Raw genomic sequence first — 15,947 nt, forward strand, 5'->3', positions numbered from 1 at the left:
CTATCCGTCCAGCCAGACATACCCCGCGAGCCGGCCCGTGGTGCGGTCGCGGCGGTACGAGAAGTGGTCGCCGGATTCCCGGGTGCAGAACGGCGAGGTGTGCCGGTCCCGTACACCGAGGGCCTCCAGCTGCGCGTGGACCCCGGCGGTGACGTCCACGGCCGGGGTGCCCCAGGCGGTGGTCGCCCACGACTCGGGGACGGCCCCGGCCACCTCGGCCCGCATGGCCTCGGGGACCTCGTAGCACCGGCCGCAGACCGACGGCCCGGTGTGCGCGACGATCCGGGACGGTTCGGCGCCCAGGGCGATCATGGCCTCGACGGCGGCCGGCACGACGCCCGCGACCAGACCCGGCCGGCCCGTGTGAGCCGCGGCGGCCACACCGGCGGCCGGGTCGGCGAGCAGGACGGGCGTGCAGTCGGCGGTGAGCACCGCGAGCGGGAGTCCGCGCCGGGCCGTCACCACCGCGTCCACCGCGGGGATGTCGGAAACGTCACCCCACGGGCCGTCGACCACGGCGACGTCACGGCCGTGCACCTGGTTCATCCAGACGACCCGCTCCGGGGCGAGACCGAGGTGGCGGGCGACGAGCCCGCGGTTCGCGAGGACGGCGGCGGGGTCGTCACCGACCGCGCCGCCGAGGTTGAGCTGCTCGTACGGAGCGGCGCTCACCCCGCCCCACCTGTCGGTGAAGGCGAAGTGCGCGCCGCCCGCCGAAGCCACCGCGGTCCGCACCGCGTGCTGCGGAACTATCACTTCAAGAAGTCCGGTACGTCCAGCTCTTCGGCCTGGGTGTCCTGGTAGGGACGGGCCGTCGGGACGTGCGGCGGGCTGACCGGCGGCAGCGACGAGCTCTCGTTCGTCACCGGTGCGGGCTGCTCGGACGGGGTCTGCTGGGACTCCTCACGCGGGGGCACGGAGCCCAGCGTGCCCGTCGGGCGCACCGGTTCGGCGCTCCGGGCCGGCGGGGCCGGCTCCTCGCGCTTGCCGGAGCTCGCCCCGAGGACGTTCTCGCGGCGGGCGGGCGGCTGTCCGCCGTCGAAGCCGGCGGCGATCACGGTGACCCGCACCTCGTCGCCCAGCGCGTCGTCGATGACCGCGCCGAAGATGATGTTCGCCTCCGGGTGGGCCGCCTCGCTCACCAGCTGCGCGGCCTCGTTGATCTCGAAGAGACCGAGGTCGCTGCCGCCGGAGATGGAGAGCAGGACACCACGGGCGCCGTCGATGGACGCCTCCAGGAGCGGCGAGGAGATCGCCATCTCCGCGGCGGCCACCGCGCGGTCGTCGCCGCGCGCCGAGCCGATGCCCATGAGCGCCGAACCGGCCTCGGACATGACCGACTTGACGTCGGCGAAGTCCAGGTTGATCAGGCCGGGGGTGGTGATGAGGTCGGTGATGCCCTGGACGCCCGAGAGCAGCACCTGGTCGGCCGACTTGAAGGCGTCGAGCACGCTGACCTGGCGGTCCGAGATGGACAGCAGCCGGTCGTTGGGGATGACGATGAGGGTGTCGACCTCTTCGCGGAGCTCGGCGATGCCGTCCTCCGCCTGGTTCGCGCGGCGCCGGCCCTCGAAGGTGAACGGGCGGGTGACCACGCCGATCGTCAGGGCGCCCAGCGAGCGCGCGATGTTGGCCACGACGGGTGCGCCGCCGGTGCCGGTGCCGCCGCCCTCTCCGGCGGTGACGAAGACCATGTCGGCCCCCTTGAGGACCTCCTCGATCTCCTCACGGTGGTCCTCCGCCGCCTTGCGCCCGACGGCCGGGTTGGCCCCGGCGCCGAGGCCGCGGGTGAGTTCACGGCCGACGTCGAGCTTGACGTCGGCGTCGCTCATCAGCAGTGCCTGCGCATCGGTGTTGATCGCGATGAACTCGACGCCCTTGAGGCCGACCTCGATCATTCGGTTGATGGCATTGACACCACCGCCGCCGACACCGATGACCTTGATGACTGCGAGGTAGTTCTGCGGTGCTGCCACGTCGAAGGCCTCTCGCCTCGAGTTACGTGTCGTCGCTCTGCGGTGGCACCGCCGCGACGACGGATGTCGATGGGGACGGTCCGAACGCCGACCCAAACCCTAACGTTCAAGTTTAGGGTTACCAGTGTGTCTGCTTTCTGGACTCTTCCGAACAGGACACTAAGTCGACAAGTGGCGCACGTTCAACGAACACGCCGAACCTCCCGTTTTTCTTTTCACCCTATGTGATCACCCGTAGCGCTGACCAACCAGGGTGCTGGCCAGGCCATATGTGCGTCAACTCTTCGACGCGGCCGGGGCGGTGGGGGCGCTCACGTCGAAGTGTCCCGCTTTGGGGGCGGCCTTCATGAGGGCCGTGAGCACACGCGCCTTCACGGGCCCCCGTTCACCACTGCCCCACATCACCGTGCGCCCCCGTGTCAGTTCCAGGACGACGGAGTCGTACGAAGTGATCCGCACGGTCTCCGTCTCTCCGGCCACCTTCCCCGGAAGGTCGCCCGCAACCCGAACCGCTTCCCGCAACAGACGGTCACTTCCGTACCGTTTCAGGCTCGCGGATCGATCGGGCGCCAGCGCCAGCAGCGGTACGTGATCGGGTCGTTCGTCCACAGTGGCGAAACGCACGCCCTTCGCGTCCACTTCGATGAACTTTGCGCCCTTTTTCACTACCAGGACCGGCTTTCGCTCGGTCACTTTAAGGCCGATACCGTGCGGCCATGACCGTACGACATCCACGGAGTCGATACGGGGCACCTTCTGGCGCAACCGGGCCGCGATGGCGTCGGTGTCCACGGACACCAGCGGGTCGCCCACCGGGACGGCCGCGGCGGCCTCCACCTCGGCCCGGGTCAGGACGTCGGTACCGGTGGTGGTGACGCGCTCGACCCGGGTCCAGGACGAGCCGTAGAGCACCCAGCCCGTGGCCGCGGCGACCAGCACCACGGCAACTGAGGCCAGTATCAGCCGCGTACGGCCGGACAGCCGGCGCCGCTCCGGGCCGATGCGCGGGGGTCCGGCGGGGGTGTCCGCCCGCTTGTCTGCGCCGCGCTGGGCGGTCGTCGGTCCGGCCACGCTCGCTCCTTCGCCGGGCCCGGGGCGCACGCCCCGGGCCCGCACCGCCTCACGCCTGGCGGCGTGCGGCAATCGCCTCGTACACCATGCCGACGAGCAGGTCGTCGGCGTCGCGCCGCCCGAACTCCGCCGCGGCGCGGGACATCTCGTACAGCCGGTGCGGATCCGACAGCACCGGAAGGACGTTGCCCTGCACCCATTCCGGGGTGAGCGCCGCGTCGTCCACCAGCAGGCCGCCGCCCGCGTTCACCACCGGCTGGGCGTTGAGCCGCTGTTCGCCGTTGCCGATGGGCAGCGGGACGTAGGCGGCCGGAAGCCCGACGGCGGAGAGCTCGGCGACGGTCATCGCGCCCGCACGGCAGAGCATCATGTCGGCCGCCGCGTACGCGAGATCCATCCGGTCCACGTACGGTACCGGGATGTAGGGCGGCATCCCGGGCATGTTGTCGATACGCGGCAATTCGTTCTTCGGCCCGACCACGTGCAGGATCTGGATCCCGGACCGCTGGAGCAGCGGCGCGACCCGCTGGACGACCTCGTTGAGGTGGCGGGCGCCCTGGGAGCCGCCGGAGACCAGCAGCGTCGGCAGGTTGGGGTCCAGACCGAACGCGTCGCGCGCCTCCGGGCGCACCCGGGCGCGGTCCAGGGTGGCGATGGTGCGGCGCAGCGGGATGCCGATGTAGCGGGCGCCCCGGAGCTTGCTGTCGGGAGTGGAGACGGCTACCCCGTGGGCGTACCGCGAACCGATCTTGTTGGCCAGGCCCGGACGGGCGTTGGCCTCGTGGACCACGATCGGCACACCCGCGCGCTTGGCGGCGAGGTAGCCGGGGAGGGCGACGTAACCGCCGAAGCCGACCACGCAGTCGGCCTTGGTGCGCTCCAGGATCTGCTCGGCGGCCTTGATGGTGCCGCGCAGCCGCCCGGGCACGGTGATCAGCTCGGGTGTGGGCTTACGCGGCAGCGGTACGGCGGGGATCAGCGCCAGTTCGTACCCCCGCTCGGGTACGAGCCTGGTCTCGAGTCCGCGTTCCGTGCCGAGGGCAGTGATTCCCACGGTCGGGTCCTGCCTGCGCAGGGCGTCTGCGAGGGCAAGCGCGGGCTCGATGTGTCCGGCGGTCCCCCCGCCGGCGAGTACGACATGCACCGAAATTCACCGCTCTCCGGACGGACGCTTCATGACGCGCCGTCTCATCGTCTTCCATCTGACCCCGGGCCTCCGCATGGCCAGGGCCGCTCGCGCCGCGGGATCCTCTCGCGCGAAGGCGATCATGAGTCCGACGGCGAACATGGTCGGCAGCAGGGCCGACCCCCCGTAGGAGAACAGCGGCAGCGGGACTCCGGCGATCGGCAACAGGCCGAGCACCGCACCGATGTTGATCACGGCCTGCGCCGTGATCCAGGTGGTCACGCCTCCCGCTGCGTACCTCACGAAGGGGTCCTCCGTGCGTCCGGCCACGCGGATACCCGCATAGCCTAGAGCCGCGAAGAGGGCGAGTACCGACAGAGTCCCCGCCAGGCCCAGTTCCTCCCCGGTGATGGCGAAGATGAAGTCGGTGTGAGGTTCCGGCAGTTGACCCCATTTTTCCACACTCGCACCCAGCCCGGAACCGAACCATCCGCCGGAGGCCAGGGCGTAGATTCCGTGGACGGCCTGCCAGCAGCCGCCGTCGGGGCTCGGTTCGCTGACCCCCATGCAGGCGAGCCGGGACATCCGGTTGGGGCTCGTCTTGATCAGCAGGAAGCCGATGGCCACGGCGAAGGCGAGCACCCCCGCGAAGAGCCGGGTGGGCGCCCCGGCGAGCCAGAGCAGGCCGAACAGGATCGCGGTGAGGATGATCGCCGTCCCCATGTCGCCGCCGAGCATGATCAGCCCGAGCAGCATGAAGGCGACCGGGACGAGCGGGACGAGCATGTGTTTCCACTGCGTCAGCAGCCGCTTGTCCTGTTTGCGGGCGATCAGGTCGGCGCCCCACAGGATGAGGGCCAGCTTGCCGAACTCGCTGGGCTGGAGCTGGAAGGGGCCGCCCAGGTAGATCCAGTTCTGGTTGCCGTTGACCGACATCCCTATCCCCGGCACCTGGACCAGGACCATCAGGAAGACGGTGACCAGGAGCAGCGGATAGGCCAGGGCCCGGTGCAGTTTCACGGGCATCCGGGAGGCCAGCAGCATCAGCCCGGCCCCGATGACGGCGGCGAGGAACTGCTTGCGGAAGAAGTAGGTGCTGGGTCTGGAGAGTTCCAGCGCCTTGATCATGGAGGCCGAGTAGACCATCACGAGCCCGAGCACGGTGATGAGCAGCCCGGCGCCGAGGATCAGGTAGTACGCGGTCAGTGGACGGTCCCAGGCCCGGCGGGCGCGTTCGTAGGTACGCCGGAGGGCGGCGCCGCGGGGCGGTCTGGGTGGCTTGCCCGGTGCCCGGGTCCCGCCGCGGGCGGCGGGGGGCCTGCGGGGGCCGGTGGCGGGGCGGCTCCGCAGGGCGATCCCAGCGGGAGCAGGCTGGGTGAGGGGACGCGGGGTGAGCGCCCGGCTGATCGCCGCGGACGCCCGTGAGCGGCCCGTTCCGCGCACGGATGGGCTCTCGTCGGCCGGCATTGTCGCTGTCCCCTCCACTGCTCGTGCCCGGGGCTGGTGCCGGGTCCGGGGGCCGGCGGCGGCGCCGTTCACGCCCCGTCCGGGACGGTACGAAGGCCGGGCCCGTCAGCCGCTCTCGTCGGCGAGTTCGCGGACCGCGTCCGCGAACGCCTCGCCCCGCTTGTTGTAGTTGACGAACATGTCCATCGAGGCACAGGCAGGTGCCAGCAGTACGGTGTCGCCCGGCCGGGCGAGCCGCGCGGCTTCCCGGACCGCTCCGGACATCGCCCCAGTGTCGGTCCGCTCCAGGTCGACGACCGGTACCTCGGGGGCGTGTCGCGCCAGTGCTTCGCGGATCAGCGCCCGGTCGGCGCCCATCAGCACGACGCCGCGCAGCCGCTTCGCCGCCCCGGTCACGAGCGCGTCGAAGGTTGCCCCCTTGGCCAGTCCCCCGGCGATCCACACGATCGGGTCGTAGGCGGCGAGGGATGCCTCGGCCGCGTGCGTGTTGGTGGCCTTGGAGTCGTCGATGTACGCCACCCCGGCGACGTCCGCGACGTGTTCGATGCGGTGGGCGTCGGGGCGGAAGGCCCGCAGTCCGTCGCGTACCGCCGAGGGCCGCACACCGAAGGCGCGGGCCAGCGCGGCGGCGGCCAGGGCGTTGGCGATGTTGTGCGGGGCCGACGGGTTCACGTCCTCGACCTGGGCGAGTTCCTGGGCCTGCTTCTGCCGGTTGGCGACGAAGGCCCGGTCGACGAGGATGCCGTCGACCACACCGAGCTGGGAGGGCCCGGGGGTGCCGAGGGTGAAGCCGATGGCCCGGCAGCCCTCTTCGACGTCGGCCTCGCGCACCAGGTCCTCGGTGGCCGGGTCCTGCGCGTTGTAGACGCAGGCGACGCGGTTGCCCTCGTAGACCCGGCCCTTGTCGGCCGCGTACGCGTCCATGGAGCCGTGCCAGTCGAGGTGGTCCGGGGCCAGGTTGAGCACGGCCGCGGAGTCGGCACGCAGTGAGGGCGCCCAGTGGAGCTGGTAGCTGGAGAGTTCGACGGCGAGTACGTCGTACGTCTCCTCGCCGAGGACCGCGTCCAGCAGGGACACCCCGATGTTGCCGACCGCGGCCGTGCGCAGGCCCGCCGCTTCGAGGATCGAGGCGAGCATGCGCACGGTCGTGGTCTTGCCGTTGGTGCCGGTGACCGCGAGCCAGGGTGCGGCGTCGGGGCCCCGCAGCCGCCAGGCGAGTTCGACGTCGCCCCAGACGGGGACGTCCGCCTCGGCGGCTGCCTGGAAGAGCGGTTTGCCGGGCTTCCAGCCGGGGGCCGTGACGACGAGCTCGGTGGACTCGGGCAGGGTGTCGCCGTCGCCGAGGCGCACGGTGATGCCGAGCGCCTCCAGTTCGGCGGCCTGGGCGCGGGAGCGCTCGTCGTCGCCGTCGTTGACGACGGTGACCAGCGCCCCGCGCTCGTGCAGGGCACGGGCGGCCGGAATGCCGCTGACGCCGAGTCCGGCGACCGTGACGTGCTTGCCCTGCCAGTCCACGTTGCTCACTTCTTGGCTGCCCATCCTGCGTAGAAGAGGCCGAGTCCGACGATCACGCACATGCCCTGGATGATCCAGAAGCGGACCACGACGAGGACCTCGGACCACCCCTTGAGTTCGAAGTGGTGCTGGAGCGGAGCCATCCGGAAGACCCGCTTGCCGGTCATCTTGAAGGAACCGACCTGGATGACCACGGACATGGTGATCATCACGAAGAGGCCGCCGAGGATGGCCATCAGGAACTCGGTGCGGGAGCAGATCGCGAGACCGGCGAGCGCGCCGCCGAGGGCCAGCGAACCGGTGTCGCCCATGAAGATCTTCGCGGGCGAGGTGTTCCACCACAGGAAGCCGAAGCAGGCGCCCATGAGGGCGGAGGCGACGACCGCCAGGTCGAGGGGATCGCGTACCTCGAAACAGGCGCTGGGGTTGGTCAGGGTCTGCGCGTTGGCGCAGGACTCCTGGAACTGCCAGAGCCCGATGAAGGTGTAGGCGCCGAAGACCATCACCGAGGCGCCGGTGGCCAGCCCGTCCAGACCGTCCGTGAGGTTCACGCCGTTGGACATGGCGAGGATCATGAACAGCGCCCAGACGCAGAACAGCACCGGGCCGATCGACCAGCCGAAGTCCTCGACGAACGAGAGCCGGGTGGAGGCCGGGGTGTTGCCGTGGATGTCGGCGAACTGGAGGGAGAGCACCGCGAAGGCGATGCCGACGATCAGCTGGCCGGCCATCTTCGCCTTGGCCCTCAGGCCCAGTGACCGCTGCTTGACGATCTTGATGTAGTCGTCGAGGAAGCCGACGAGACCCATGCCGGCCATCAGGAAGAGGACGAGGACGCCGGAGAACCGCATGTCCTCTCCGGTGATCACCTTCGCCAGGACGTACGCGATGATCGTCGCCAGGATGAAGGCGATGCCGCCCATGGTGGGCGTGCCCTTCTTGCTGCCGTGCGTGCGCGGGCCGTCGTCCCGGATGAACTGCCCGTAGCCCTTGCGTGCCAGGAGTTTGATCAGCAGCGGAGTGCCGACCAGGGTCAGGAAGAGCCCTATGGCTCCCGCGAAGAGGATCTGCCTCATCGGACGGCGACCTCGCCCTCGGTCGCGTTCTCCAGCAGTGCCAGGGCGACCTTCTCCAGGCCGACCGACCGGGACGCCTTCACCAGCACGACGTCTCCCGGGCGCAGTTCACTGCGCAACAGGTCGACGGCCGCCTGTGCGTCGGACACGTGCACCGACTCCTCACCCCACGAACCCTCGTTATATGCGCCCAGTTGCAGCCAGGAGGCTTCTCTTCCCCCGACAGCGACGAGCTTGCTGACGTTGAGCCGGACGGCGAGCCGTCCGACCGCGTCGTGCTCGGCGAGTGACGCGTCCCCGAGCTCGGCCATCTGACCGAGCACCGCCCACGTGCGCCCCCCTTCCGCCCGTGCGGCTTTGCCCATGGCGGCCAGCGCACGGAGTGCGGCTTTCATGGATTCGGGGTTCGCGTTGTAGGCGTCATTGACGACCGTCACACCGTCCGGACGCTCGGTGACCTCCATGCGCCAGCGGGAGAGGGTGCCCGCCACGGAGAGCGCCTCGGCGATCTCAGTCACGGACATGCCCAACTCATGGGCGACGGCGGCCGCGGCGAGCGCGTTCGACACGTGGTGCTCACCGTACAGGCGCAAGGTCACGTCGCTGCACCCGGTGGGTGTGTGAAGCGCGAAAGCGGGGCGCCCGTCGTCCGTGAGCCGGACGTTCTCTCCCCGTACGTCCGCATCCGGGGCCTCCCCGAAGAGGACGACCCGTGCCTGTGTGCGGGCGGCCATGGCCCGCACGAGCGGGTCGTCGGCGTTGAGCACGGCCACGCCGTCCTCGGGGAGCGCCTCCACGAGCTCGCCCTTGGCCTGGGCGATCGCCTCGCGGCTGCCGAACTCGCCGAGGTGGGCGCTGCCCACGTTCAGGACCAGGCCGATCGTGGGCGGGGTCAGCTGGGCGAGGTAGTGGATGTGGCCGACACCCCGGGCACCCATCTCCAGCACCAGGTGGCGGGTCTCCGCGGTGGCGGTCAGCGCGGTGAGCGGCAGGCCGATCTCGTTGTTGAGTGACCCGGGGGTCCAGACCGTCGGCGCCTTGCGCTCCAGGAGCTGGGCGATCAGGTCCTTGGTGGAGGTCTTGCCCGCCGAGCCGGTCAGGGCGACGACGGCGGTGCCCAGGCGCTCGACGACGGCACACGCGAGGGCGCCGAGGGCGGCCACGACGTCGTCGACGACGATCGCCGGGCAGCCGACGGGACGGGCCGCCAGCACGGCCACGGCGCCCGCCTCGACGGCTGCGCGCGCGTAGTCGTGGCCGTCGACGCGCTCGCCCGCGAACGCGGCGAACAGGGATCCCTGGCGCACCTCCCGGGAGTCGATGACGACGGGGCCGGTGACGGTGAGGGACCGGTCCGGCATGTCGTGCGGCTGCCCGCCGACGATGTCGGCGATCTCGGCGAGGGAAAGGGCGATCACTTGGTCATCCCTGACTGTTGTTCTCGTGGGTGAGTGCGCGGTCGGTGGCCACGTCGGCGCGTCCCGGGGAGCGCTCGATGGCCTCGCGCAGGACCTGGCGGTCGTCGAACGGGCGTACCACGCCGTGGATGTCCTGCCCCTGCTCGTGCCCCTTGCCGGCCACCAGCACGGTGTCGCCGGGCTCGGCGCGGGCGACCGCCGCGGCGATCGCGGCGGCACGGTCGGCGTCCACGAGGACGTCTCCGCGCTCGTGGACGGGCACCTCGGCGGCGCCGGAGAGCATGGCGGCGAGGATCGCGAGGGGGTCCTCGGAGCGGGGGTTGTCGGAGGTCAGCACGGCGGTGTCGGCGAGCCGCGCGGCGGCGGCGCCCATCGGGCCGCGCTTGGTGACGTCGCGGTCGCCGCCGCAGCCGAGCACGATGTGCACCCGGCCCTCGGTGACCTTGCGCAGCGAGCGGAGCACCGATTCGACGGCGTCGGTCTTGTGCGCGTAGTCGACGACGGCGAGGTACGGCTGCCCGGCGTCGACGCGTTCGAGCCTGCCGGGCACACCGGGGACGGCCGCGACGCCGTCGGCGGCGGTCTGCGGGTCGACGCCCGCGACGGCCAGCGTGACGATCGCGGCCAGCGTGTTGGCGACGTTGAAGGGGCCGGGCAGCGGGGCCCGGGCGGTGATCCGCTCGCCCTTGGGGCCGAGGACGGTGAAACGGCTGTCCTGGGGGCCGACTTCGACGTCGGCGGCACGCCAGTCGGCGTCCGGGTGGCCCTCGGCGGAGAAGGTGACGACCGGCACGGACGCCTCGTCGATGAGCCTGCGGCCGTATTCGTCGTCGAAGTTGACGACGCCGAGCCGACTGCGCCGCGGGGTGAACAGCTGGGCCTTGGCCTGGAAGTAGTCCTCCATGCCCGAGTGGAACTCCATGTGCTCCGGGCTGAGGTTGTTGAAGACGGCGACGTCGAAGACGCAGCCGTCGACCCGGCCGAGCACCAGGGCGTGGCTGGAGACCTCCATGGCGACCGCCTCGACGCCGCGTTCCCGCATGACGGCGAACAGGGCCTGGAGGTCGGTGGCTTCGGGCGTGGTGCGCTCGGACTTGATGCGGTCGTCGCCGATCCGCATCTCGACGGTCCCGATCAGCCCGGTGCTGCGTCCGGCCCCGCGCAGGCCGCCTTCGACGAGGTACGCCGTGGTGGTCTTGCCGGACGTCCCGGTGATGCCGATCTGGAGGAGGTCGGCGCCGGGCCGCCCGTAGATCTCCGCGGCGAGTTCGCCCATGCGGCCGCGCGGGTCCTCGGTGACGAGCACCGGGACGCCGGTGGCGGCGGCGCGTTCGGCGCCCGCCGGATCGGTGAGGACGGCCACGGCGCCGAGGCTCGCGGCCTGGGCGGCGAAGTCGGCGCCGTGGAGGCGGGCGCCGGGCAGGGCCGCGTAGACGTCCCCCGGGCGCACGGCCCGGGAGTCGTGGGTGATTCCGGTGACGTCACCGGACTCCTGCGGTGCGGCGCCGAGCCGGGCTGCCAGCTCTCCGAGGGGAGTCGGCCGGAGCCGGTCCGGCCGGGGCGCTCCTGGGTAGGTCACAGGCGCGTCCTTCTGCGTGGTTTGGAACTGATCAGCGTGGGGCACGGCGGTGAGCGTACCGGGCCGGGGCGGACTCTCGCGAAGCGAGGGGCCGGGGTTGCGGTACTTCTCGTTCCGGTTCCCGGGATCAGGGGTGATGGTGGTCACTGAGGTTCCCCCGAGTCACTCGCCGGGCTTGAAGGACACCGGCAGCCGGGCGGGATCGCTGCCGGAGGGCGGGGTCTGGAGGGTCTTCAGGGCGAACTCCATGACCTTCTTGTAGATCGGGCCGCAGATCTGGCCGCCGAAGTAGCTTCCCCGGGTGGGGTTCTGGATCGCGCAGTACACGGTGATCTGCGGGTCGTCGGCGGGGGCGAAGCCGGCGAAGGACGAGGTGTAGCCCTTGTAGACACCGCGTACGGGGTCGACGCGGTTGGCCGTGCCCGTCTTGCCCGCGACCCGGTAGCCCTCGATGTGGGCCTTGGTCCCGGTGCCCTCCTGGTCGTCCACCACGGACTCCAGCATCGTGGCCAGGGTCTTCGCGGTCTTCTCGCTGACCACCCGGGTCTTCTTGGGTGCCTGTGCGGCCGTGTACCGGCCGTCGGCACCCTTGGTCCCGCGGACGAGGCTGGGCTCGATCCGGACCCCGCCGTTGGCGATCGTCTGGTAGACGGAGGCGGCCTGCATGGCGTTGAGCGAGAGGCCCTGGCCGAACGGGATCGTGTACTGCTGCGAGGTCGACCAGTCGCCGGGCGCGGCGAGGATGCCGGGCGACTCCCCCGGGTAGTCGAGTCCGGTGGTGCTGCCCAGGCCGAACTTGCGCAGGTAGGAGTAGAGCACCTTGTTGGCCTCGGCCTGCGTCTTGCCGAGCTGGCCGGTGGCCAGGATGGTGCCGATGTTGCTGGACTTGGCGAGGACGCCGTTGAGCGTGAGGTACCAGGTGGGGTGGTCGATGTCGTCCCGGAACAGCCGGTCGCCGCGGTGCAGCCGGTTGGGGACGACGACGTGGGTGGCGGGCGTGGCGGCGCCCTCCTCCAGCACCGCGGCCATGGACATGATCTTGCTGGTGGAGCCGGGCTCGTACACGTCCTGGAGCGCCGCGTTGCCCAGGGCGGCTCCGTCGACCTGGGAGAGGTCGTTCGGGTCGTAGCCCGGGGCGTTGGCCATGGCCAGCACCTCGCCGGTCTTCGTGTTCTGGACGATCACGTAGCCGCGGTCCGCCTTGGACTCCTCCACCTGGTCGGCGATGGCGCGCTGGGCCGCCCACTGGATGTCGCGGTCGATGGTCAGCTCGACGTCGGTCCCCGCGACGGCCGGGATCTCCTTGGAACCCGCCGTCGGTACCGGACGGCCGCCTGCCTGGGCGTACCTGATCGTGCCGTCCTCGCCCGCCAGCTGCCCGTTCAGCTGCGCCTCCAGGCCGCCGCCGCCCTTGCCCTCGGCGTTGACGAATCCCAGTATCCCGGCGGCGAGATCGCCGTTGGGGTAGACGCGCTTGGTGGTGGGCTCCTGCAGGACACCGGCCAGCACGTTGGCCCCCGGCCCACCGCGCGCCTTGTCCGCGGCGGCCTTCTCCGCGAAGGCGGACTTGAGGTCCTTGATCTGCTTCCAGACCTGGGGGGTCTGACGCCGCGCCAGGACGGTGTAGCGGCTCTTGGGCGTGGAGAGCTTCTTGGTCAGCTCCGCCGCGTCCCGGCCGAGGATCGGGGCGAGCAGGGCCGCCGCCTGCTGCGGCGCGTCGGGGGCGTTGCTCTCCTCGGGGGTGAACAGCATCGGGTCGGCCGTGATGTCGTGCGCGTCGACGCTGGTGGCCAGGGCGATACCGCTGCGGTCGGTGATCTCCCCGCGCTCGGCGGCGATCGTGTACTCGAGGTAGCGGTTCTTCTCGGCCTTGGCCGTGTACGCGTTGGCGTCGACCGCCTGCACCTGGAGGAGCCGGACGACGAACGCCAGCATGACGAGCGTCAGGCAGAGGCTGATCAGGCGGAGCCGGGGACGCGGATTGCCCAGCCGGATGGACTGCCGGCCTCCGCCTCGCCGGGCGTCCTTGCGGGGCCGGGAGGAGGGGCGGGGGCGCCGGGCGTCGGGGCGCCCGGCGGACCGGGGACGCCCGGAGCCGCCGGCCGCGTTACGGGGGCGCGCCGGGCCGGGTACGCGGCGGCGCGGCGGTTCCTTGGACGGCACTGCGTCACCTGCCGGGGCTGGTCGGGGTCGAGGGAACGGGGGTGGCGGCCGGGTCCGTACCGGTGGGCGAGGCGGTCCCGGGAGCGGTGGGAGAGGCCGTCGCGGAGGGGTCGGCGGGGCTCGCGGAGGGGTCGGCCGAGGGGCTCGTCTCCGGCGCGGGCACGGCGGGCACCGGGGACGGATCGGCGGTGGCCCGCTCGGGCACGCCGCGTACGGTGCCGTCCGGGTCCAGGAAGGCGGGGCTGCCGCCGGGCACCATGCCGAGCTGCCGGGCGCGGCGCTCCAGGGCGTCCGGCTCGGAGTCGCGGTCGACGTCGTGCTGCAACGCCTGCTGCTCGTCGGTGAGCTCGGTCGTCCGGCGCTCCAGCCGGCTCAGCTTGAAGGAGTCCTCGTTGAGGGCTGAGTTCAGCAGCAGCAGCGAGATCAGGCCACCGGCGAGAAGCAGAACGACCAGCAGGACGAACGGGGTACGGGCCGCGGTGCTCGGCCCCGACGGCATCAGCCGGGCGAGCCGCGCGGCCGGCCCCTTCGTCCGCTGTCCGGCCGTCCCGGTCACCTCGGTGCCCCTGCCTTCCCCGGCGTGCGGCCGGCCCGTCGGGAGGCGCTCATCGCTCGTCCTCGCGGATGCGCTCGGCGCCGCGCAGCCGGGCCGGGGCGGCCCGACGGTTCTCGGCCACCTCCTCCTCGGTGGGGAGCTCGGCGCCGCGGGTCAGCAGCTTCAGCCGGGGCTGGTAGCGCTCGGGCACGACGGGCAGTCCCGGCGGTGCGGTGTTGGCCGCGCCGGCCGCGAGGACCTGCTTGACCAGCCGGTCCTCCAGGGAGTGGTACGAGAGGACGGCGATCCGGCCTCCGACGGCGAGGCTGCGCACCGCGGCCGGGATCGCGCGCTCCAGGACGGTGAGTTCGCCGTTGACCTCGATCCGCAGGGCCTGGAAGGTGCGCTTGGCCGGGTTGCCCCCGGTGCGCTTCGCGGCCTGCGGCAGGGAGTCGCGGATGAGTTCGACGAGGCGGGCGCTGTTGCTGAAGGGCTCCTTCTCGCGCTCGCGGACGACGGCGGAGACGATGCGCTTGGCCTGCTTCTCCTCGCCGTACGCGCGCAGGATCCGGACGAGCTCGCCGGGCGGGTAGGTGTTGAGCACCTCTGCCGCGCCGATGCCGGTCGTCTGGTCCATCCGCATGTCCAGCGGGGCGTCCTGGGCGTACGCGAAGCCGCGGTCGGCCTCGTCCAGTTGCATGGACGAGACCCCGAGGTCGAAGAGGACGCCCTGCACCTTGGGGATCCCGAGCCGGTCGAGCACCTCGGGCAGTTCGTCGTAGACGGCGTGCACCAGGGTGGCCCGGTCACCGTAGGCGGCGAGGCGCTCGCCGGAGAGCCGCAGCGCCTCCTTGTCGCGGTCCAGCGCGATCAGCCGGGCCTCGGGGAAGGCGGAGAGCAGGGCCTCGCTGTGTCCGCCGAGCCCGAGGGTGCAGTCCACGACGACCGGGGGCCGCGGTCCCGTCGCCTCCAGAGCCGGGGCCAACAGGTCCAGGCACCGCTGGAGCATCACCGGGACGTGTCGGGTCTGGCTCAAAGCGCCCTCTCAGGCTCAGTCCCGTGTGGCTGCACGTGCGGTCTGGTCCCCGCCCGCTCGGAAGGGGAGGTCCGCCGACGCCGGGGAAGGGACGTCGGCCGACCGGCGAGCGGGCAAGGGCCGGGCCGCATGTACGCCGCACATCACGGGGAATTCGAAACATGCAAAAATATGCAGAATGTGCAGGCGTGTCGGTAACTTCGTGTCACTTTAGTCCACCCTGCCATTCGATCGATTCCCGATCAACGAACCGGGCAGCGCGTACCGCCACGGACCACGACATCACCCGAGCAGGTGAGGGCGTGTGAGGCTTGTGGGTTAGCTCACAACAAGTCTTGTTGATGTTCTTTGTCCCTTTCCACGACACGCCGATGACCTCCTCGCGGTCTAACGTCGTCACCATGTCGACTTCCGCGAAGCCTTCCGCCGAGACCGATTCCCCCGTCTCCGACACGGCCCGCCCCGCCGGCGCGGTCACCGACCGGCTGGTACAGGCGAACACCCGCTACGGGGAGAAGTTCACCGACCCCGGCATGGACGCCCGTCCGGTGCTCCAGGTCGCCGTCGTCGCCTGCATGGACGCCCGCCTCGACCTCCACGCCGCGCTCGGCCTGGAACTGGGCGACTGCCACACCATCCGCAACGCCGGCGGCGTCGTCACGGACGACGTCATCCGGTCGCTGACCATCAGCCAGCGGGCGCTCGGCACCCGCAGCGTCGTCCTCATCCACCACACCAACTGCGGTCTCGAGAGCATCACCGAGGAGTTCCGCCAGGAGCTCGAGCACGAGGTCGGGCAGCGGCCGGTCTGGGCGGTGGAGGCGTACAAGGACGCCGACCAGGACGTGCGGCAGTCGATGCAGCGGGTCCGCACCTCCCCGTTCCTCCTGCACAAGGACGACATCCGCGGTTTCGTCTTCGACGTGACCACCGGCCTGCTGCGCGAGATCGACCCCGCCTGATTTTCCACAGGCCCCTGACCCCG

At 71.4% G+C, this 15,947-nt stretch carries 13 protein-coding genes; 1 reads left to right on the plus strand and 12 read right to left on the minus strand.

All coding sequences use genetic code 11. The annotated features are described in order from the left end of the window. The 12 genes from pgeF to rsmH all read right to left on the minus strand — a co-directional run bounded on the left by pgeF (position 1) and on the right by rsmH (position 14,962). On the minus strand, positions 1–753 hold the full coding sequence (pgeF, locus tag SACTE_RS07435) for a peptidoglycan editing factor PgeF (RefSeq protein ID WP_050986394.1): 753 nt from the start codon (positions 751–753) through the stop codon (positions 1–3). After that, positions 753–1,976: a cell division protein FtsZ gene (ftsZ, locus tag SACTE_RS07440; protein ID WP_014045414.1), complete on the minus strand. Its 1,224-nt coding sequence runs from the start codon at positions 1,974–1,976 to the stop codon at positions 753–755. Before ftsZ ends, pgeF begins: the two co-directional genes overlap by 1 nt. 276 nt (positions 1,977–2,252) lie before the next feature. Beyond that, positions 2,253–3,047, minus strand: coding sequence for an FtsQ-type POTRA domain-containing protein (locus SACTE_RS07445; RefSeq protein WP_014045415.1), 795 nt, complete (start codon positions 3,045–3,047; stop codon positions 2,253–2,255). Positions 3,048–3,096: 49 nt separating this feature from the next. Continuing rightward, a complete protein-coding gene (gene murG, locus SACTE_RS07450) occupies positions 3,097–4,191 on the minus strand; it encodes an undecaprenyldiphospho-muramoylpentapeptide beta-N-acetylglucosaminyltransferase (protein WP_014045416.1) in 1,095 nt (364 codons plus the stop codon). Between the two features lie 6 nt (positions 4,192–4,197). Further along, positions 4,198–5,640 carry a putative lipid II flippase FtsW gene (gene ftsW / locus SACTE_RS07455; protein ID WP_014045417.1) on the minus strand — a complete coding sequence of 481 codons (1,443 nt, stop codon included), beginning with the start codon at positions 5,638–5,640 and terminating at the stop codon, positions 4,198–4,200. A 105-nt stretch (positions 5,641–5,745) separates the two neighbouring features. Beyond that, positions 5,746–7,164: a UDP-N-acetylmuramoyl-L-alanine--D-glutamate ligase gene (gene murD / locus SACTE_RS07460; protein ID WP_019992766.1), complete on the minus strand. Its 1,419-nt coding sequence runs from the start codon at positions 7,162–7,164 to the stop codon at positions 5,746–5,748. Continuing rightward, positions 7,161–8,231: a phospho-N-acetylmuramoyl-pentapeptide-transferase gene (gene mraY / locus SACTE_RS07465; protein WP_014045419.1), complete on the minus strand. Its 1,071-nt coding sequence runs from the start codon at positions 8,229–8,231 to the stop codon at positions 7,161–7,163. The genes murD and mraY overlap by 4 nt, the downstream gene beginning before the upstream one ends. Beyond that, a complete protein-coding gene (gene murF / locus SACTE_RS07470) occupies positions 8,228–9,649 on the minus strand; it encodes a UDP-N-acetylmuramoyl-tripeptide--D-alanyl-D-alanine ligase (RefSeq protein WP_014045420.1) in 1,422 nt (473 codons plus the stop codon). The genes mraY and murF overlap by 4 nt, the downstream gene beginning before the upstream one ends. Before the next feature lie 4 nt (positions 9,650–9,653). Next, positions 9,654–11,228, minus strand: coding sequence for a UDP-N-acetylmuramoyl-L-alanyl-D-glutamate--2,6-diaminopimelate ligase (locus SACTE_RS07475; RefSeq protein WP_019992765.1), 1,575 nt, complete (start codon positions 11,226–11,228; stop codon positions 9,654–9,656). 162 nt (positions 11,229–11,390) lie between these two features. Next, positions 11,391–13,391: a penicillin-binding protein 2 gene (locus SACTE_RS07480; RefSeq protein WP_014045422.1), complete on the minus strand. Its 2,001-nt coding sequence runs from the start codon at positions 13,389–13,391 to the stop codon at positions 11,391–11,393. Between the two features lie 4 nt (positions 13,392–13,395). Continuing rightward, the gene (locus tag SACTE_RS07485; RefSeq protein ID WP_014045423.1) at positions 13,396–13,947 is read right to left on the minus strand and encodes a septum formation initiator; all 552 of its coding nucleotides are present in this window, start codon (positions 13,945–13,947) and stop codon (positions 13,396–13,398) included. A 49-nt stretch (positions 13,948–13,996) separates the two neighbouring features. Next, a complete protein-coding gene (gene rsmH / locus SACTE_RS07490) occupies positions 13,997–14,962 on the minus strand; it encodes a 16S rRNA (cytosine(1402)-N(4))-methyltransferase RsmH (RefSeq protein ID WP_014045424.1) in 966 nt (321 codons plus the stop codon). Between the two features lie 401 nt (positions 14,963–15,363). Between rsmH and SACTE_RS07495 the strand changes: the two genes are divergently transcribed. Next, entirely contained in the window at positions 15,364–15,924 is a 561-nt protein-coding gene (locus SACTE_RS07495) for a carbonic anhydrase (protein WP_019992763.1), read from the plus strand. Positions 15,925–15,947: the final 23 nt, after the last annotated feature.

The organism is Streptomyces sp. SirexAA-E (assembly GCF_000177195.2).
GTDB classification, from domain to species: domain Bacteria; phylum Actinomycetota; class Actinomycetes; order Streptomycetales; family Streptomycetaceae; genus Streptomyces; species Streptomyces flavovirens.